The 18,102-nt window shown below is 70.6% G+C and carries 17 protein-coding genes and 1 tRNA gene; 13 read left to right on the forward strand and 5 right to left on the reverse strand.

What is annotated here, in order from left to right; all coding sequences use genetic code 11:
• Window positions 1-10 precede the first annotated feature (10 nt).
• From D0Z08_RS11545 to D0Z08_RS32090, 3 genes are all read left to right on the forward strand, one after another.
• Complete coding sequence (locus tag D0Z08_RS11545) at window positions 11-289, forward strand: HPr family phosphocarrier protein (protein ID WP_118925398.1); 279 nt, start codon at window positions 11-13, stop codon at window positions 287-289.
• A 201-nt stretch (window positions 290-490) separates the two neighbouring features.
• Window positions 491-1,504, forward strand: coding sequence for a DUF222 domain-containing protein (locus D0Z08_RS11550; RefSeq protein WP_118925399.1), 1,014 nt, complete (start codon window positions 491-493; stop codon window positions 1,502-1,504).
• Window positions 1,501-1,905 (forward strand): HNH endonuclease signature motif containing protein, encoded by a 405-nt coding sequence (locus D0Z08_RS32090; RefSeq protein WP_182481275.1) that lies wholly within the window; start codon window positions 1,501-1,503, stop codon window positions 1,903-1,905. The genes D0Z08_RS11550 and D0Z08_RS32090 overlap by 4 nt, the downstream gene beginning before the upstream one ends.
• Before the next feature lie 295 nt (window positions 1,906-2,200).
• On the opposite strand, the gene D0Z08_RS11560 is transcribed toward D0Z08_RS32090, so the two are convergent.
• The 4 genes from D0Z08_RS11560 to D0Z08_RS11570 are packed head-to-tail and all read right to left on the reverse strand — an operon-like array spanning window position 2,201 to window position 7,457.
• A complete protein-coding gene (locus D0Z08_RS11560; protein ID WP_220454150.1) occupies window positions 2,201-2,815 on the reverse strand; it encodes an acetoacetate decarboxylase family protein in 615 nt (204 codons plus the stop codon).
• The gene (locus D0Z08_RS11565) at window positions 2,812-3,501 is read right to left on the reverse strand and encodes a hypothetical protein (RefSeq protein WP_118925401.1); all 690 of its coding nucleotides are present in this window, start codon (window positions 3,499-3,501) and stop codon (window positions 2,812-2,814) included. The genes D0Z08_RS11560 and D0Z08_RS11565 overlap by 4 nt, the downstream gene beginning before the upstream one ends.
• Before the next feature lie 38 nt (window positions 3,502-3,539).
• Window positions 3,540-3,716, reverse strand: coding sequence for a DUF6104 family protein (locus tag D0Z08_RS32095; protein WP_182481276.1), 177 nt, complete (start codon window positions 3,714-3,716; stop codon window positions 3,540-3,542).
• 12 nt (window positions 3,717-3,728) lie between these two features.
• On the reverse strand, window positions 3,729-7,457 hold the full coding sequence (locus tag D0Z08_RS11570; RefSeq protein WP_118925402.1) for a multifunctional oxoglutarate decarboxylase/oxoglutarate dehydrogenase thiamine pyrophosphate-binding subunit/dihydrolipoyllysine-residue succinyltransferase subunit: 3,729 nt from the start codon (window positions 7,455-7,457) through the stop codon (window positions 3,729-3,731).
• A gap of 127 nt (window positions 7,458-7,584) precedes the next feature.
• On the opposite strand from D0Z08_RS11570, the gene D0Z08_RS11575 reads away from it, so the two are divergent.
• The 5 genes from D0Z08_RS11575 (at window position 7,585) to D0Z08_RS32645 (ending at window position 11,332) form a co-directional block, all read left to right on the forward strand.
• Complete coding sequence (locus D0Z08_RS11575) at window positions 7,585-8,199, forward strand: hypothetical protein (RefSeq protein ID WP_147381413.1); 615 nt, start codon at window positions 7,585-7,587, stop codon at window positions 8,197-8,199.
• Complete coding sequence (locus tag D0Z08_RS11580; protein WP_118925404.1) at window positions 8,196-9,098, forward strand: LCP family protein; 903 nt, start codon at window positions 8,196-8,198, stop codon at window positions 9,096-9,098. The genes D0Z08_RS11575 and D0Z08_RS11580 overlap by 4 nt, the downstream gene beginning before the upstream one ends.
• A gap of 340 nt (window positions 9,099-9,438) precedes the next feature.
• A complete protein-coding gene (locus D0Z08_RS11585; protein WP_118925405.1) occupies window positions 9,439-9,990 on the forward strand; it encodes a C40 family peptidase in 552 nt (183 codons plus the stop codon).
• 137 nt (window positions 9,991-10,127) lie between these two features.
• Window positions 10,128-10,880 (forward strand): DDE-type integrase/transposase/recombinase, encoded by a 753-nt coding sequence (locus tag D0Z08_RS32640; protein WP_220454151.1) that lies wholly within the window; start codon window positions 10,128-10,130, stop codon window positions 10,878-10,880.
• 38 nt (window positions 10,881-10,918) lie between these two features.
• Window positions 10,919-11,332 (forward strand): transposase, encoded by a 414-nt coding sequence (locus D0Z08_RS32645; RefSeq protein WP_245993908.1) that lies wholly within the window; start codon window positions 10,919-10,921, stop codon window positions 11,330-11,332.
• A 36-nt stretch (window positions 11,333-11,368) separates the two neighbouring features.
• On the opposite strand, the gene D0Z08_RS11595 is transcribed toward D0Z08_RS32645, so the two are convergent.
• Window positions 11,369-11,441: transfer RNA gene (locus D0Z08_RS11595), tRNA-Arg, on the reverse strand.
• A gap of 97 nt (window positions 11,442-11,538) precedes the next feature.
• Between D0Z08_RS11595 and argS the strand changes: the two genes are divergently transcribed.
• Genes argS through thrB form a run of 5 tightly spaced genes read left to right on the forward strand, consistent with a single transcriptional unit; the run spans window position 11,539 to window position 17,926 of the window.
• Window positions 11,539-13,194 carry an arginine--tRNA ligase gene (argS, locus tag D0Z08_RS11600; RefSeq protein ID WP_118925406.1) on the forward strand — a complete coding sequence of 552 codons (1,656 nt, stop codon included), beginning with the start codon at window positions 11,539-11,541 and terminating at the stop codon, window positions 13,192-13,194.
• 16 nt (window positions 13,195-13,210) lie between these two features.
• The gene (gene lysA, locus D0Z08_RS11605) at window positions 13,211-14,605 is read left to right on the forward strand and encodes a diaminopimelate decarboxylase (RefSeq protein WP_118925407.1); all 1,395 of its coding nucleotides are present in this window, start codon (window positions 13,211-13,213) and stop codon (window positions 14,603-14,605) included.
• A 5-nt stretch (window positions 14,606-14,610) separates the two neighbouring features.
• Window positions 14,611-15,927 (forward strand): homoserine dehydrogenase, encoded by a 1,317-nt coding sequence (locus tag D0Z08_RS11610; protein WP_118925408.1) that lies wholly within the window; start codon window positions 14,611-14,613, stop codon window positions 15,925-15,927.
• Entirely contained in the window at window positions 15,924-17,033 is a 1,110-nt protein-coding gene (gene thrC, locus D0Z08_RS11615; RefSeq protein WP_118925409.1) for a threonine synthase, read from the forward strand. Before D0Z08_RS11610 ends, thrC begins: the two co-directional genes overlap by 4 nt.
• A complete protein-coding gene (thrB, locus tag D0Z08_RS11620) occupies window positions 17,030-17,926 on the forward strand; it encodes a homoserine kinase (RefSeq protein ID WP_118925410.1) in 897 nt (298 codons plus the stop codon). The genes thrC and thrB overlap by 4 nt, the downstream gene beginning before the upstream one ends.
• Window positions 17,927-18,102 lie beyond the last annotated feature (176 nt).

An 18,102-nucleotide genomic window follows, 5' to 3' on the forward strand; every position in this document is an offset into this window, starting at 1 on the left:
AGGAAACACCATGCCCAGCAAGTCCGTCGTCGTCGGCTCCGCCGTCGGCCTCCACGCCCGTCCCGCCGCGATCATCTCCGAGGCCGCGATGGAGCTCGACTCCGAGGTGCTCATCGGCGTCCCCGGCGACGAGCCCGTCGACGCCAGCTCGGCGCTGCTCATCATGACCCTCGGCGCCGCCAACGGCGACACCGTCGAGGTGTCCGGGGACAACGAGGCCGACGTCGAGGCGATCGCGGCGCTCGTCGTCCAGGACCTTGACGCCGAGGACGTCCCCGACCCGGCCTGAGCCGGCATCGGCAGGGGCGTACGTCGAAGAAGGCGTGGTGGCTCGTCGTCGCTGGGTAGCTCGCGGGTCGAGGTGCGAGGGGCCGCCCGCTGGTTGAAGGTGCGAACCACCTTCCGTCCACAGGCGAGTGAGGGTGAATCGCCTGTCCACAGGCGGGTCTGAGCGTTTCGATGTGTCGGTGGTCCCATATTGAATAGGGCTATGGATCTCGGGACCGCACCCCTCTTCGACCTCTCCGCCCCGGTGGCGGACGAGGCCGTCGAGCCCGCTCCGGTGACGCGTTCGCGGGAGCTGCTCGCGGAGATCCGTGACCATCGAGCAGTCGTTGCTGAGCGTGAGGTCGCGACCGTGCGGGCGGTGGCCGAGTGGGCGGGCGAGCACGTCGTGGCCGACAAGGGCGACGCTTCGACGATCACCGAGCGGGGTCTGGACACCGGGCTCCCGGTCGCCGGCCCCGGCGCCCGGCTGATCAGTGACTTCGCGGTGATGGAGCTCTCCGCCCTATTGGGCCGGTCGCTGGACTCCGGCCGCTCCTATGTGGGTCAGGTCGTGGAGCTGGCCTACCGGCTCCCCAGGACCTGGGACCGGGTGCTGGAGGGGCGGGTTCCGGTGTGGAAGGCATTGCGGATCGCGGAGTCCACCCGCACCCTCCCCGCCGATGCCGCGGGGTTCGTGGACCGGCAGCTCGCGCCCATCGCCCACGGGGTCTCCTGGGCGCAGATCGACCGGCTGGTCGAGGAAGCCCTGGTCCGCTACGACCCGGCCGCGGCGGAGGAGAAGCGCACGGCGGCCCAGGAGGCCCGGCGGGTCGACATCGATCTCGACCAGGCTGGGTTCGACGGCACCGCGGAGGTCTCCGCCACCCTCGACATCGCCGATGCCCTCGACCTCGAAGCCGCGGTCGCCCGCCGGGCGAAGCTGCTCGGCCAGCTCGGCTGTGAGGACTCCCTCGATGTGCGCCGGTCGGTCGCGCTCGGGGAGATCGCCCGCCACGACCTCGCCCTCGACCTCGAGGTCGTCGACCCCGAGACCGGGGAGATCACCCGCACCGTCCCCGGCCGCAGGGTCGAGCTGATCGTCCACCTCAACGACACCGGCGGCCACACGGCCGACGGCGCGGTCGGGCGGTTCGCCAACACCCGGACCCCGATCAGCCCGGAGCAGGTCAAGGAGTGGATGGGCACGCCGGGCACCAGCGTGCTGGTGCGCCGGTGATCGACCTCAACGGCCACCAGCCCGTGGACTCCTACGAGATCCCCGACCGGATCCGCCGCCAGGTCGAGCTGGCCGACCACCACTGCACCTACCCCTGCTGCACCAGGCCCGCCGAACGCTGCGACCTCGACCACAACATCCCCCACACCCAGGGCGGACCAACCTGTCGATGCAACCTCAACCCGAAGTGCCGCGGCCACCACCGGTACAAGACCTCAGGACTCGCGACCTGCCGGACCCTCTCACCCGGCACCTACCTGTGGACCCTGCCCAGCGGCCTGTACCTGGTCGACCCCACCGGCACCTCCGACCTCACCCCCCGACCCGGCACCACCCAGCCGACCGAGCCGCCGACCAACCCGGCCGACCCGGCCGACCCGGCCGACCCGCCCGACGAGTAGCCACCGAGCTCCGAACCCCGCCTCGGCGGGGCTATTGGCGCGCTCAAGGGGTGATTCGAGCCTCGACCTGCCGGTCAATAGCCGGCGGCGGTCGCACGCCGGGCCTCGCACCTCAACCACCGAATCCGGCGCCGACCGGAAGCCGGCCGCGACCACTCGCCGTACCTGCTCCCAAGGAGCACTCGGTTGAGCGGTGGTACCGCGGACCGCAACCCCAGCGAGCAGTCCACACCTTCTCGCGCCCGGGCAGGACCGTGGGACCGCGCCGACGACGTGGCGGCGCGCGGCCGACCGTCTACTCGAAGGCCAGGCGGAACGACGCCATCCTGAACGACGCCAGCTGGCGGGCCTCGCGCAGGAACGCCAGCGGCCCGTCGGCCGCGAAGCTCCAGCGGGCGCGGCAGGGCAGCGCCTTCGCCGAGCCGGCCATCACCACCGTGACTGGTGCAGGGTGGTCGTCGATGGGTGGCTGGACGACCAGTCCCTTCGACGGGGTCCGCGGTGCGATCCTCGAGACGTCGGTGAACGACGCGTCGACGATCGCCCTGCGGTCGATGGTGGCGGACCAGTCGGTCTTGGTCACGGGGCCACGGAACGAGCTCTCCAGGTCGAAGTCGCAGAGCTCCTTGGGGATCGCCCAGAGGTCCCGGCCCCCGGCCATCGACGCGGGGGAGTCGACCCAGATGTCCGTGATCGTGACCGCCCGCCGGCCGTCGCCGGTGCGGGTGGTGCGCGCGACCAGCAGCTCGCCGTACGTCAGCGGGCTCGGCTCGACGTAGTCGACGAGGGCCACGCCGTACGTCCCTGCGGGGTGCCGGTCGTCGACGTCCTGGCCCAGCCGGAACGCGGTCAGCCACAGCGACCCGTGCATGTTCCAGGGCGCCGGCGGGTAGCCGGCCGCGTCGTTCACGCGGTCGGCTCCGGGTCCGCGGACTCTTCCGGCACGAACTTGTCGGCGTTCTCGAGGATCTCGGCCTCGAGCGCCGGAGCCAGGTCCTGGGCGACGTTGCCGCCGACCGGCGCATCGGCCTTTGGCCCCACGTTGGCCGCCGCGCGCTCGATGGCCGCACCGACGTCGATGGTCGTGGCGTCCTGCACGTAGGGCTTGGCCAGCTCCTTCGTGACGTACCGCGCGACGAAGCGCTTCAGCTCGCCCTCGACGCCGGCCGTGACCTTGAGCACCTGCGCCCGCAGGCCCTCGGCCTGCAGGTCGACCCGGACCTCCTCCTTCGTCGGGGGAGTGATCTCCATGACGATCGCGAGGTCGTCGCGGGCCCGCGCCGTGATGACCAGAGGCACCTCGATCAGGGCGTTGAACCGCTGCTTGTCCATGCCGAGGTCGATCACGAACTCGATCGGGACCGGCAGCGTGATGCGGAAGGTGACCGGCTCGTCGCCGACCCGCTGCCCGGTCGCCGTACCGATGTGGCCCTTGGCGGTGACCTTGACCAGCCGGCCGGGGCCGACGCCCATCGGGCCGACGTCGATGACGCGCCCGGACAGGACGTTCACCCCGCGGAGCACCCGCTCCACGGTGACCGCCCGGTGGAAGAACTCGACGCCCCAGGCGCGGTAGTCGATCAGCTCGTCGCTCACGGGCGACAACCTAGCGCCCGCTAGGCGGGCCGGCCCAGCTAGTCGTCCGGGTCGTCCAGGCGCGCCAACCAGGTCGCGAACCGCTCGACGGCGGTCTCGAACTCCGGGTGCACGTCGGTGAACTCCTGCAGGCGCTCGGCGAGCCAGGCCAGGGTGACCTCCTCGTCACCCCGGCGCTGCTCGAGCTCCTCGATGCCGCGATCGGTGAAGTACATGGCGCGCCGGTCTCAGGCGAACGCCTTGCCGATCAGGACCTTGGCCTCCTCGAGGTGCCGCTTCGCCGTACCGACGGCCGTCGTCGACGACGCGAGCCGGGTGACGGGCTCGACCGGACGGCCGAGCTCGGGCACCACGTTGAGGCAGTACGACGGCCAGGGACCCTGGTTGAAGGGCTCGTCCTGGACCCACCTGACCTTGGCGTCCGGGTACTTGTCGAGCTCGGCCTTGAGCTCCTCGATCGGCCACGGGTAGAGCCGCTCGACGCGGACGATGGCGACGTCGTCACGGTTGCTCTTGGTGCGCTCGACCATCAGGTCCCACGTGAGGCGACCCGACACCAGCAGCACCGTCTTGACCTTGGCCGGGTCGGCCTCCCCAGAATCGAACTGAGCGTCACCGATCACGGGCCGGAACGAGCCCGAGGTGAAGTCGGCGGGCTGCGAGGCCGCCTCCTTGCGCTTGAGCATCGACTTCGGCGTGAAGATGATGAGCGGCTTGTGCTCGTTGCCGAGCGAGTGCATCCGCAGCAGGTGGAAGTGGGACGCGGGGGTCGACGGCTGCGCGACCACCATCGCCTCGTCGGCGCACAGGGTCAGGAAGCGCTCGATGCGCGCCGAGGAGTGGTCGGCGCCCTGGCCCTCGTAGCCGTGCGGCAGCAGGAGGACCACACCGGAGTCCTGGCCCCACTTGGTCTTCCCGGCGGAGATGTACTCGTCGATGATCGTCTGGGCACCGTTGACGAAGTCGCCGAACTGCGCCTCCCAGAGCACGAGCGCCTCGGGACGGGCGACGGAGTAGCCGTACTCGAACCCGAGCGCGGCGTACTCCGAGAGCAGCGAGTCGTAGGCGTGGAACTTCGCCTGGTCCTCGGTGAGGTTGGACAGCGGCGTCCACTCGTCGGCGTTGTTCCGGTCGATGATGGTCGCGAACCGCTGAACGAACGTGCCACGCCGCGAGTCCTGGCCGGCCAGCCGCACCGGCCGCCCGTCCATCAGCAGCGCTCCGAAGGCGAGCATCTCGCCGGTGCCCCAGTCGATCGGGCCGTCGGTGATCGCAGCAGCCCGACGCTGGAGCTGCGGCATCACCTTCGGATGCACGGTGAACCCGTCCGGCGGACTGACGTACGCGTCCGCGATCGCCTTGAGGGTCTCGAACGGCACCGAGGTCTGCGTCTCGCCGGCCGGCTTGTCGGGGTAGTCGGGCACCGTCGTCCACGACGTCGGCGTCGTGTCCGCCTCGCGGACCTCGGTGAACACCCGCTCCAGCTGCGCCTGGTAGTCGCGGATGACCTGCTCGGCCTCCTCGATCGTGATGTCGCCACGACCGATGAGCGACTCGGTGTAGAGCTTGCGCACCGAGCGCTTCTGCTCGATCAGGTCGTACATCAGCGGCTGCGTGTACGACGGGTCGTCGCCCTCGTTGTGACCGCGCCGGCGGTAGCAGACGAGGTCGATGACGACGTCGCTGTGGAACGCCTGGCGGTACTCGAACGCCAGCCGCGCCACCCGGATGCAGGCCTCCGGGTCGTCGCCGTTGACGTGGAAGATCGGCGCCTGGACCATCCGGGCCACGTCGGTGCAGTAGAGCGAGGACCGCGACGAGCCGGGGGAGGTGGTGAAGCCGACCTGGTTGTTGATGACCAGGTGGATCGTGCCGCCGGTGCGGTAGCCGCGGAGCTGGGACAGGTTGAGCGTCTCGGCGACGACACCCTGGCCGGCGAACGCAGCGTCGCCGTGCAAGAGCAGCGGCAGCACCGGGAACGCCTCGCCCTGGTCGAGGACGTCCTGCTTCGCGCGGGCGATGCCCTCGAGCACGGGGTCGACGGTCTCGAGGTGGCTCGGGTTCGCGGCGACCGACACCTTGATGTTCTCGCCGGTGCCGGCGGAGAACTCGCCCTCGGCGCCGAGGTGGTACTTCACGTCGCCGGAGCCCTGGACCGTGCGCGGGTCGATGTTGCCCTCGAACTCGCGGAAGATCTGGTTGTAGGACTTGCCGACGATGTTGGCGAGCACGTTGAGCCGGCCGCGGTGGGCCATGCCGATCGTGACCTCGTCGAGGCCGGCCTGGGCGGCGGCCTCGCAGATCTCGTCGACGACCGGGACCGTGGTCTCGCCGCCCTCGAGGGAGAAGCGCTTCTGGCCGACGAACTTGGTCTGCAGGAAGGTCTCGAACGCCTCGGCGGCGTTGAGCTTCTGCAGGATCCGGAGCTGCTCCTCGCGGGGCTCCTTGGTGTGCGGGCGCTCGACCCGCTCCTGGATCCAGCGGCGCTGCTCGGGATCCATGATGTGCATGTACTCGATGCCGGTGGTGCGGCAGTACGAGTCGCGCAGGATCCCGAGGATGTGGCGCAGCTTCATGAAGCGGCGACCGGATCCGCCGAACTCGCCGGTGGGGAACTCGCGGTCGAGGTCCCACAGGGTGAGGCCGTGCGACTCGATCCGCAGGTCGGGGTGGCTGCGCTGCTTGTACTCCAGCGGGTCGGTGTCGGCCATCAGGTGGCCGCGCACGCGGTAGGCGTGGATCAGCTCGAGGATCCGGGCCTGCTTGTCGATCTCGTCGTCGTGCGACGTGGCGATGTCGGAGTTCCAGCGGATCGGCTCGTAGGGGATCCGCAGCGCGCGGAAGATGCCGTCGTAGAAGCCCTCCTCGCCGAGCAGCAGCCGGTGGACCAGCTTGAGGAACTCGCCGGACTGCGCGCCCTGGATGACCCGGTGGTCGTACGTCGACGTGAGGGTCATCACCTTGCTGATGCCGTTGCGGGCGAGCGCGACCTCGGACGCCCCCTGCCACGCGGCGGGGTACTCCATCGCGCCGACGCCGATGATGGCGGCCTGGCCGGACATCAGCCGCGGCACGGAGTGGTTGGTGCCGAGACCGCCGACGTTGGTCAGGCTCACGGTCGTGCCGGAGTAGTCCTCCATCGTGAGCTTGTTGTTGCGCGCCTTGCGGATCATCTCCTCGTAGGCGGTCCAGAACCCGGCGAAGTCCATGGTCTCGCAGGCCTTGATCGACGGCGCCACGAGCTGGCGGGTGCCGTCGGGCTTCGTCTGGTCGATCGCGAGCCCGAGGTTGATGTGCGCCGGGCTCACCATCGTCGGCTTGCCGTCGGTCTCGGTGAACGAGTTGTTCATCTCGGGCATCGCCTTGAGCGCCTGCACGAGGGCGTAGCCGATGATGTGGGTGAAGGAGACCTTGCCGCCGCGAGCGCGGGCGAGGTGGCTGTTGATGACGATCCGGTTGTCCCACAGCAGCTTGACCGGGACCGAGCGCACCGACGTCGCGGTCGGGACGGTCAGCGACACGTCCATGTTCTTCGCGGTCGCTGCGGGGATGCCGCGGAGCACGGTGTAGGTCGGCTCGTCGCTGGCCGCGGCCGGGGCCGGCTTCGGCGCGTCCTTCGGGGTGGGCTTGCTGTCGGCCTTCGGTGTCGGCGTGGTCTGCGAGGCGGGGCTCACCTGGGGGGCGGGCTTCGCCTTCGGCGCGGGGCGAGCGGCGGGTGCGGCCGGCTCGGCGCTCGTCGTCGATGCGGCCGGGGGAGTGGCGGCGGGCGCGGTCTGCTGACCGTTGCCCGTGGGCTTGGCTGTGCCGTCGGCCGGGGAGGCGTCCTTGAAGTACGCCGCCCAGGCGGGATCTACAGATGTCGGATCGGCGTCGAACCGCTCCTTCATCTCCTCAACGAGCCACTCATTGGCTCCGAAGTCGGGGGTACTGGCCTGCTGGCCTGTCGACTGCGACACGACGTGCTTCGCCTCTTCCGGTGAGCTGCTGGCGTAGGGTCTGTCCGACCTGGACGAAGACCGGTGCCAAGGCTAGTCCCACGAGGAAGTTTTGTGGCCGCCTGTCCGAGCAGAGGAGTCGCGAGTCGTGCGTAGTTGGCCAGGATCTCTGACCAGCCCCGCCGCCCTGGTGACCGCAGCGGTCCTGAGCCTGGTGCTCGGTCTCGCCGGTTGCAGCGGCGGCGGAGATGACGAGGAGCCGGAAGGCGAACGCTCCACGAGCGGGGCGCCGATCGAGCATCGCGGCATCGATTCCCGGGTCGAGGTCGGCGAGATCGCCGGCAAGCTCGGCAAGCGACCGGCGCGCAAGGTCGCCGCCGATGTCGCCCAGGTCGTCGACCGCTGGTTGGACGCGGCGTACGTCGGGGGCGACTACCCGCGCTCGAACTTCGGCGACGCGTTCCCCGGGTTCACGAAGGACGCCGCCAAGCTCGCCGCGCGACAGGGCACCCTGATGAGCAACAAGCGGGTCGGCGAGAAGATCGACGGCGTCACTGCCACCCGCCGGGTGATCCGCGTCGACCTGCTCGCCCCCCGGGGCAAGCCCGCCGGCGCGACGGCTCATGTCAACCTGGTGATCGACCTGTCCGGCGACCTCGAGCGCACCGACCAGATCCGCGGTCGGGTGGTGCTGACCCGGTCGAAGAGCGGGTGGCGGGTGTTCGGGTTCGACATCGCGCGCGGTGAGGTGAGGGGTAGATGACGATCAAACGGATCCTGCGGACCGGGCTGCTGGCCGCGGTGCTCGCGGTCACGGCGTTCGTGGTGCCCAACGGGAGCGTCGCGCCGACGTACGTCACGCTGGTGAAGTTCGAGCACGCGGAGGGCGTGGACACCGAGCCGGACGTCCTCTGGATCCTGGCCGTGGGCTCGGACGCCCGCCGCGGGCAGAACCCGCTCCGCAGCCGCGGCGACACCCTGCAGCTGGTCGGGATCGACACCCGCACGGGTGCGGCGACGACGATCGGCATCCCGAGGGACAGCTGGGTCTCGATCCCGGGCGTCGGCTCCAACCGGGTCAACGCCGCGCTGTTCTTCGGCGGTCCGCAGCTGATGGGCGAGACCGTCGCCGGCCTGGTCGGCATCGAGCCGGACTACGTGTTCGTCGCGAGCTTCTGGGGAGTCGAGCAGATCGCCAAGGACGTGGGCCCGATCACGGTCGACAACCCGGTGTCGTTCTCCGACCCCTACCTCAAGCCAAAGGGGTTCCAGAAGGGGGAGGTCGTCCTCAGCGGCTACAACGTCGTGTCGTTCGCGCGGATCCGCAAGAACCTGGCCGGCGGAGACTTCGACCGCTCGGCCAACCAGCAGCGGGTTCTGAAGGGATTCCAGGCCAAGGCGGCGGAGAACGCCGACAAGCCCGGCTGGATCGAGAACGGCGTGCTCTCGGTGCTCGACAACGTGCACACCAGCGTCTCGCCCTCGGAGCTCTTCGAGATCGCCCAGGCGATCGCACAGGTCGATCCGAAGAAGATCACCAATTGCGTCGTACCCGGCGGCATCGGCAACATCGGGGGAGCGAGCGTGGTCATCCCGAACACCTCCACGGCGCGGCGGTACGGCGACGACGCCCGCAAGGACGCCACGATCAAGCGCTGCTGATCCCGGTCGGCCAGGGCCGGCCCGTGGCGAGGGTCACGCCGCGGATGTGGCGCCGCCCACGGCGTCGGCACTAGCCAGCAGCTAGCGTCGTACGCCGGTCGCGTCCTGCGGCCGAGAGTCCCCTGCCGCCAACGCTGGGGCCGCCCGTGTCGCGCCGAGGCCCGTCACGACATGGGGAGACGTCGATTCCGATGTTGATGACGGGCACGGGGGAACCAAGCAGTTCGCCGGCACAGCCGGCTTGGGGTGAAGGCAGGAGACGAAGGTCTCGGCCCGGGCATCAGCCGCCCGAATCCGACAGGTCAACTTCCGCAGGCGTCGCTGATGAAGGACATCCTCGATGCGCACCTTTTCCCTGCGCGCTGTCGCGCGCCGTACCGCCCTCGCCGCCGCTGCGGCCACGACGGCCGCCGTTCTCGCGCCGACGGCCGCCTCTGCGATGCCCGCCCCGGCGCAGTCGCACCTCGACGACCCCACCGCGGTCGACAAGGCCGACCGCAAGCAGCACCGCAACCCGCACCGAAAGGAGCGCCCGGCGGTCGAGCCGACCTTCGGCGAGCAGGTCCTCGACCTCGCCAGCCAGGAGGCCGGCGACCCCTACGTGTGGGCCGCGGCCGGCCCGGACGCCTTCGACTGCTCCGGGTTCACCCAGTACGTCTTCGCCCAGGTCGGGGTGTCCCTGCCCCACTCGTCGTCGGCGCAGGCCGGCATGGTCCAGCCCGTGAGCGACCCGCAGCCGGGCGACCTGGTGTTCTTCACCGGCTCGGGCGGCGTCTACCACGTCGGCATCTACGCCGGCGACAACTCCCTGTGGCACGCGCCGCGCAGCGGAGACGTCGTGAGCCTGGACCCGATCTGGACGAGCAGCGTCTTCTACGGCCGCGTGAGCTGACCCGGTCAGCCCACGGGCCGAAATGGGCGCCTCCGGCAGTGTTCTGGTTCAGGACATCCGCGACAGATGTCTCACGACATAGGCGACACGCTGTCTCGGGTCATCGGCGACAGGGCGGCTGATCGTGATGGTCGGGCATGTCGAACGCCCGCCTGGTCATCACCGCGCTGCTGACCGAGAACCACACCATCGCGGATGTCGCGGCCCGCTATGGCGTGCATCGCTCGTGGGTGTACCGCCTCAAGGCCCGGTACGACGAGATCGGCGAGGATGCCTTCGAGCCGCTCTCACGGCGTCCGCACACCGCCCCGAACGCGACGCCGCCGGCGACGGTCGAGCTGGTGCTGCGGCTCCGCAAGGAGTTGACCGAGTCCGGCCACGACGCCGGCGCGGACACTGTGCGCTGGCACCTCGAACACCACCACCAGTTGGCGTTGTCACGGGCCACGGTCCACCGGATCCTGGTCCGCAACACCCAGGTGATCCCGGACCCCTCCAAGCGTCCCAAGTCCTCCTACATCCGATTCGAGGCCGAGCAGCCCGAGACCTGGCAGTCCGACTTCACCCACTACCGACTCGCCACCGGAACCGATGTCGAGGTCATCACCTGGCTCGACGACCACTCCCGCTACGCCCTGCACATCAGCGCCCACGTCCGGGTCACCGCACCGATCGTGCTGGCCACCTTCACCCAAACCGCGGGCCAGCACGGCTATCCCGCATCCACGCTGACCGACAACGGCATGGTCTACACCGTCCGGTTCGCCGGCGGCCGCGGCGGCAAAACCAAGCTCGAGATCGAACTCCGTCGGCTCGGCATCACCCAGAAGAACTCCCGCCCCAACCACCCCACCACCTGCGGCAAGGTCAGAGATTCCAGCAGACCCTGAAGAAGTGGCTACGAGCCCAACCCGCCCAGCCGACCACGATCGCCGAGTTGCAGACACTGCTGGACCGATTCCGCACCGAGTACAACACCCAGCGCCCGCACCGCTCCCTGCCCCACCGAGCCACACCGGCAGCCGCCTACGCAGCCCGTCCGAAAGCCGGCCCCGGCGATCGCAGCAACGACACCCACGACCGAGTCCGCGACGACCGGGTCAGCAAAACCGGCTCGGTCACCCTGCGCCACAACGGCCGACTGCACCACATCGGCGTCGGCCGGACCTACGCCGGAACCTACGTCCGACTCCTGGTCCAAGACCTCGACATCACCATCATCAACACCGCCACCGGCGAGATTCTCCGCGAACTCGTCCTCGACCCATCCCGCGACTACCAACCCACCGGCCGACCACCCGGACCCACCACCAAAAACAGCAACGGACCTACGTTTCCGTAGGTCCGTTGTCGCCGATGTCCTGAGACATCACAAGGGCGCCTCCGGCAGGATTCGAACCTGCGGCACCTGGTACCGGAAACCAGTGCTCTATCCCCTGAGCTACGGAGGCCCTGCGCCTGCCCTGTCAGCAGAGCCCGGCGCGAGGTGGAACCTTACCGGGCGATATCCGTGCAAGAGAAACCGGAGGCCGCCGATACCCTTGCCCGGTGACCCCTGAGCAGCTCTCCGCCACCATCGTCGACGGTTTGTCGGCGCTCGTCGACAAGGGTGCGCTCACCCTTCCTGACGGCGTCCCGACCGAGGTGACGGTGGAGCGGCCGCGACGGAAGGGGCACGGTGACTATGCGACCAACGTCGCGCTCCAGCTAGGCAAGAAGGCGGGCATGAACCCGCGGGCGTTCGGAGAGCTGCTGGCGCAGCAGCTCGAGCAGTCCGACGGGATCGCCGCCGTCGAGATCGCCGGTCCGGGCTTCCTCAACATCACCGTCGAGGCGGGGGCGCAGGGACAGCTCGCGGCGGACATCGTCGCGGCCGGGTCGTCGTACGGCTCGTCCAACGCTTTCGCCGGCGAGAAGATCAACCTGGAGTTCGTCTCGGCCAACCCGACCGGTCCGCTCCACATCGGCGGCGTGCGCTGGGCCGCGGTCGGCGACGCGCTCGGCCGGATCTTCGAGATGACCGGTGCCGAGGTCACCCGGGAGTACTACTTCAACGACCACGGCGCCCAGATCGACCGTTTCGCGCGGTCGCTGCTCGCGAGCGCGCAGGGACGGCCGGCGCCCGAGGACGGCTACGGCGGCGAGTACATCCACGAGATCGCCGCTGCCGTCGTCGAGCAGCGGCCCGACGTGCTGACGCTGCCCGAGCCGGATGCGCAGGAGGTGTTCCGCGCCCTCGGGGTCGACATGATGTTCGACGAGATCAAGAAGTCGCTGCACCAGTTCGGGGTCGACTTCGACGTCTACTTCCACGAGGACGAGCTGCACAAGAGCGGGGCGGTCGAGCGCGCGGTCGCCCGGCTGCGCGAGCTCGGCAACATCTACGAGCAGGACGGCGCGATCTGGCTCGCCACCGAGAGGTTCGGCGACGACAAGGACCGGGTCGTCATCAAGTCCGACGGAAAGGGCGCCTACCTGTCCGGTGACCTCGCCTACTACCTCGACAAGCGGGAGCGGGGCTTCGACCGCTGCTTCATCATGCTCGGCGCCGACCACCACGGCTACGTGGGCCGGATGATGGCGATGTGCGCGGCGTTCGGCGACGAGCCGCACGTCAACCTCGAGATCCTGATCGGCCAGCTGGTCAACCTGGTCAGGGGTGGCGAGCCGCTGCGGATGTCGAAGCGGGCCGGCACGGTCGTCACCATCGACGACCTGGTCGACGCGATCGGCGTCGACGCCGCCCGCTACGCCCTCGCCCGCTACCACAGCGACAGCCCCATCGACATCGACCTCGACCTGTGGGCACGGGCGACGAACGACAACCCGGTCTTCACGGTGCAGTACGCCCACGCCCGGATCGCCAGCCTGCTGCGCAACGCGGCCGACCTGGGGGTGGTGGCGGAGTCGCACCCGGAGCTGCTCACCCACGAGAAGGAGGGCGAGCTGCTCCGCGCGCTCGGCGAGCTCCCGCGGGTCGTCAAGGCGGCGGCAGAGCTGCGCGAGCCGCACCGGGTCGCCCGCTACCTCGAGGAGCTGGCCGGGGTCTACCACCGGTTCTACGACAACTGCCGGGTGCTGCCGATGGGCGACGAGGAGATCGGCGAGCTCCACCGCGCGCGGCTGATGCTGGTCGAGGCGAACCGGGTCGTGCTGGCCAACGGCCTCGGCCTGCTCGGCGTCTCGGCGCCCGAGCGCATGTGAGCGCGGGAGAGGCGACATGACCCACGAAGCAGGCTGGGCGCACGCGCCCGGCGCCCTCCGCGGACCGTCCTGGCTGCAGGCGCCCCGCGACGTCAACGCGCTCGTCCCGCTGCTGTGGTCCGGCACGGCCCACAAGACGGACGACGGCGACCTGGTGGTCGGGGGCGTGCCGCTGGCCGACCTCGTCGCCGAGCACAACACGCCGGCCTACGTCCTCGACGAGGACGACTTCCGGGCCCGTGCCCGGGCGTTCCGTGACGCGTTCGCCGGCTGGGACGTCTACTACGCAGGCAAGGCCTTCCTCTGTACGGCGGTCGCCCGCTGGATCGCGGAGGAGGGCCTCTGCCTCGACGTCTGCTCGGCGGGCGAGCTGGCGGTCGCGCTCCGCGCCGGCTTCGACCCGGCGCGGATCGGCTACCACGGCAACAACAAGTCGGTCGCCGAGCTGCGCCGTGCGGTCGCGGACGGGGTCGGGCGGATCATCGTCGACTCCTTCCAGGAGGTCGACCGGCTCGCGATGATCACCCAGGACACCGGGATGTCGGCGAGGGTGATGGTGCGGGTGACCGCCGGCGTCGAGGCGCACACGCACGAGTACATCGCCACCGCGCACGAGGACCAGAAGTTCGGCTTCTCGATCACCTCCGGCGACGCCTTCGAGGCCGTACGACGACTCGGGGCCGCTCCCGGCATCGAGCTGCTCGGCCTCCACTCTCACATCGGCAGCCAGATCTTCGACTCCTCCGGCTTCGAGGTGGCGGCCCGCCGGGTGCTCGCCCTGCACGCCCGGGTGTCGGACGAACTGGGCGTGACGATGCCCGAGATGGACCTCGGAGGGGGCTTCGGCATCGCCTACACGACCCAGGACGACCCGTCCGACCCGGCGCAGCTCGCCACCGAGATGGGCAAGATCGTCGAGCACGAGTGCCGTGCGCTCGGCGTCGAGGAGCCCCGGCTGTCGATCGAGCCCGGCCGCGCGATCGTCGGCCCGGCGATGTGCACGGTCTACACCGTCGGCACCGTCAAGCCGGTGATGCTCGACGCGGGCGCCGTCCGCACCTACGTCAGCGTCGACGGCGGGATGAGCGACAACATCCGCACCGCTCTCTACGACGCCGACTACTCGTGCACCCTGGCCGCCCGCCGGTCCGACGCGGTCCCGGTCCTGGCGCGCGTGGTCGGCAAGCACTGCGAGGCCGGCGACATCGTCGTCCGCGACGAGTTCCTCCCCGGCGACGTCGCTCCTGGCGACCTGGTGGCGGTGCCGGGCACGGGTGCTTACTGTCGCTCGATGGCCTCCAACTACAACCACTCATTGCGGCCGCCGGTGATCGCGGTACGGGACGGAGTCGCGCGCGTCGTCGTACGGCGGGAGACTGAGGACGACCTGTTGGCGACGGATGTCGGGTGAGTGCTGTGAATACGGAGGGTGACAAGCCCCTCAAGGTGGCCGTGCTGGGCTGCGGTGTCGTCGGCTCGCAGGTGGTGCGGCTGCTCGGCGAGCAGTCGGGCGACCTCGCTGCGCGGGTCGGCGCTCCTGTCGAGATCGCCGGGGTCGCCGTCCGACGTCTTGACGCGCCGCGCGACGTCGACGTCCCCGCCGGGCTGCTGACCACCGACGCGCTCGGCCTGGTGACGCGGGGCGACATCGACGTCGTGGTCGAGGTCATCGGCGGCATCGAGCCGGCCCGGTCCCTGATCCTGGCGGCCCTCGAGAACGGCGCATCGGTCGTCACCGCCAACAAGGCGTTGCTGGCCGAGGACGGCCCGACCCTCTACGAGGCCGCGGAGAAGGCCGGCCGCGACCTCTACTACGAGGCGGCCGTCGCCGGCGCGATCCCGATCGTGCGACCGCTGCGCGAGTCGCTCGCGGGCGACAAGGTCACCCGGGTGCTCGGCATCGTCAACGGCACCACCAACTTCATCCTCGACAAGATGGACACCCAGGGATCCGGGTTCGAGGAGGCCCTCGAGGAGGCGCAGGCGCTCGGTTACGCCGAGGCCGACCCGACCGCCGACGTCGAGGGCTTCGACGCGGCGGCGAAGGCGGCGATCCTCGCCAGCCTCGCCTTCCACTCCCGGGTCACCGCCGCCGACGTGCACCGTGAGGGCATCAGCGACGTCACCTCGGGCGACGTCCGGTCGGCCACCGACATGGGCTGCGTCGTCAAGCTGCTGGCGATCGCCGAGCTCAACGCGACCGAGTCGGGCGAGGAGGCCGTGAGCGTGCGGGTGCACCCCGCGATGATCCCGCGGTCGCACCCGCTGGCCAGCGTGCGCGAGGCCTACAACGCGGTGTTCGTCGAGTCCGAGGCCGCCGGGCAGCTGATGTTCTACGGCCCGGGCGCCGGCGGCGCCCCGACGGCGAGTGCCGTCCTCGGCGACCTGGTCTCCGTCGCGCGCAACCACCGGCAGGGCACCCGCGGCGTCGGCGAGTCGGCGTACGCCGACCGGGCGGTGCTGCCGATGGGGGAGACCCGTACCCGCTACCACGTCGCGATCGACGTCGACGACCGCGCCGGCGTGCTGGCCGCGGTGGCGACCGCGTTCGCGACGCACGACGTGTCGATCCAGACGGTCCGGCAGGAGGGGCGCGGCGACGACGCGCAGCTGGTCGTGGTCTCCCACGAGGCGACCGACGCCCAGCTCTCGGCCACCGTGGAGGAGCTGCGCGGGATGGACACTGTCCGCGAGGTGACCTCGGTGATGAGGGTGGAAGGGACCGACGAATGACCAGCGTGAGCGGCGGCGACGGGCTCGCCGTGCGGACCCGCCAGTGGCGCGGCGTGATCGAGGAGTACCGCGACCTCCTCGACATCCCGGCCGACACCCCTGCGGTCACGCTCCGTGAGGGCGGCACCCCGCTGGTGCACTCGGAGTGGCTCTCGGAGCTCACCGACGCGCAGGTGCACCTCAAGGTCGAGGGCGACAACCCGACCGGGTCGTTCAAGGACCGCGGCATGACCGCGGCGATCTCGGTCGCCAAGCACGAGGGTGCCGAGGCCGTCGTCTGCGCGTCGACCGGCAACACGTCGGCGTCGATGGCCGCCTACGCCGCCAAGGCCCGGCTCAACCCGCTGGTGCTGGTGCCCGAGGGCAAGATCGCCGCGGGCAAGATGGCGCAGGCGATCCTGCACGGCGCCCAGGTGATCATGGTCAAGGGCAACTTCGACGACTGCCTGCGGCTGGCGAAGGAACTGGCGGCGTCGTACCCCGTCGCACTGGTCAACTCGGTCAACCCGGTCCGGCTCGAGGGCCAGAAGACCGCGGCCTTCGAGATCGCCGACTTCCTGGGCGACGCCCCCGACTACCACCTCCTCCCCGTCGGCAACGCCGGCAACATCTCGGCGTACTGGCTCGGCTACCGGCAGTACGCCGACCTCGGCCGGATCACCCGCAAGCCGGTGATGCGCGGCTTCCAGGCGGCCGGCGCGAGCCCGCTGGTCACCGGTCAGCCGTTCCCGCACCCGGAGACCCGGGCGACCGCGATCCGGATCGGTAACCCGGCGTCGTGGCAGCTCGCCGAGGACGCCGCCTCCGAGTCCGGCGGCCGGTTCGCCTCGGTCTCGGACGAGCGGATCCTCGCTGCCCAGCGCGACCTCGCCCGCAACGACGGCGTGTTCGTCGAGCCGGCCAGTGCGGCCGGCGTCGCGGGCCTGCTCCAGGAGCTCGAGCAGGGCGAGTCGTACGCCGGCACCACCGTCGTGATCACGGTGACCGGCCACGGACTCAAGGACACGGTCACCGCGCTCGAGGGCTTCGCCGAGAACGGGGGCACCGTCGTCGACGACGTCGTCGTCCCGGAGGTCGCTGCGGTCGCCGAGGCCGCCGGGCTGTGACCACGTTCGCACCCGGACCGGTGCGGGTCTCCGTGCCGGCCACCTCGGCCAATCTCGGCCCGGGCTTCGACGCGTTGGGCCTCGCCCTCGACCTGCGGGACCGGCTCGAGGCGGAGGTCACCGGCAGCGGGCTCGTCGTCGAGGTCGACGGGTCCGGCAGCGACGAGGTGCCGCTCGACGAGCGCCACCTGGTCGTGCAGGCGATGCGGGCCGCCTTCGACGAGCTCGGCGTGCAACCGCCCGGCCTCCGGCTCTCGTGCGTCAACGTGATCCCGCACGCGCGCGGTCTCGGGTCGTCCTCGGCCGCGATCGTCGCCGGCGTGTGGCTCGCGCGCGAGCTGGTCGCGGGCGGCCGGCTGCTGCTCGGCGACGAGGGGCTGCTCGACCTGGCCGCCCGGCTCGAGGGTCATCCCGACAACGTCGCGCCCGCTCTCCTCGGCGGGTTCGTGATCGCGGGCCAGGACCCCGACGGGTCGTTCTACGCCGTACCGTCCGAGGTCGACCCGCGGATCGGCGCCGTCGTCTTCATCCCGGCGGAGCCGGTCTCGACCGAGCTGGCCCGCGGTCTCCTGCCGAAGGAGGTGCCGCACGCCGACGCCGCGACGAACGCCGGCCGGGCGGCCCTGCTCGTCGCCGCGCTCGGCGGCCGTCCCGAGCAGCTGTGGCGTGCGACCGCCGACCGGCTCCACCAGGACTACCGCCGCGAGGCGATGCCGGAGACCCTCGACCTGGTCGACGCGCTGCGGGCCGATCGGGTCCCGGCGATCGTGTCCGGAGCCGGGCCGACCGTGCTCGCGTTCACCGACGCCACCGACGGCCTGATGGCCCGCTGTCCGGAAGGATGGACCGCGCTGCAGCTCGGGATCGACTCCCGCGGCGCCGTCGCATGGTGATGCCTCGGGCTCCGTACGACGGTGGTACCCTGAGCGTGCGTCGTAGGTACTCGGCCACTCGGTTCCCGGCGCCGCGCGTTCATCGCGCGCATCTCCTTCCTCGCCACGGTCGGCCTATGTCCGCCTGAGGAAGATCTGACCAAACGCCCTCCCTCCCGCGCGGAGCGGAGCGGCCG

Origin of the sequence: Nocardioides immobilis, assembly GCF_003515065.1 — a bacterium.
Lineage (GTDB): Bacteria > Actinomycetota > Actinomycetes > Propionibacteriales > Nocardioidaceae > Nocardioides > Nocardioides immobilis.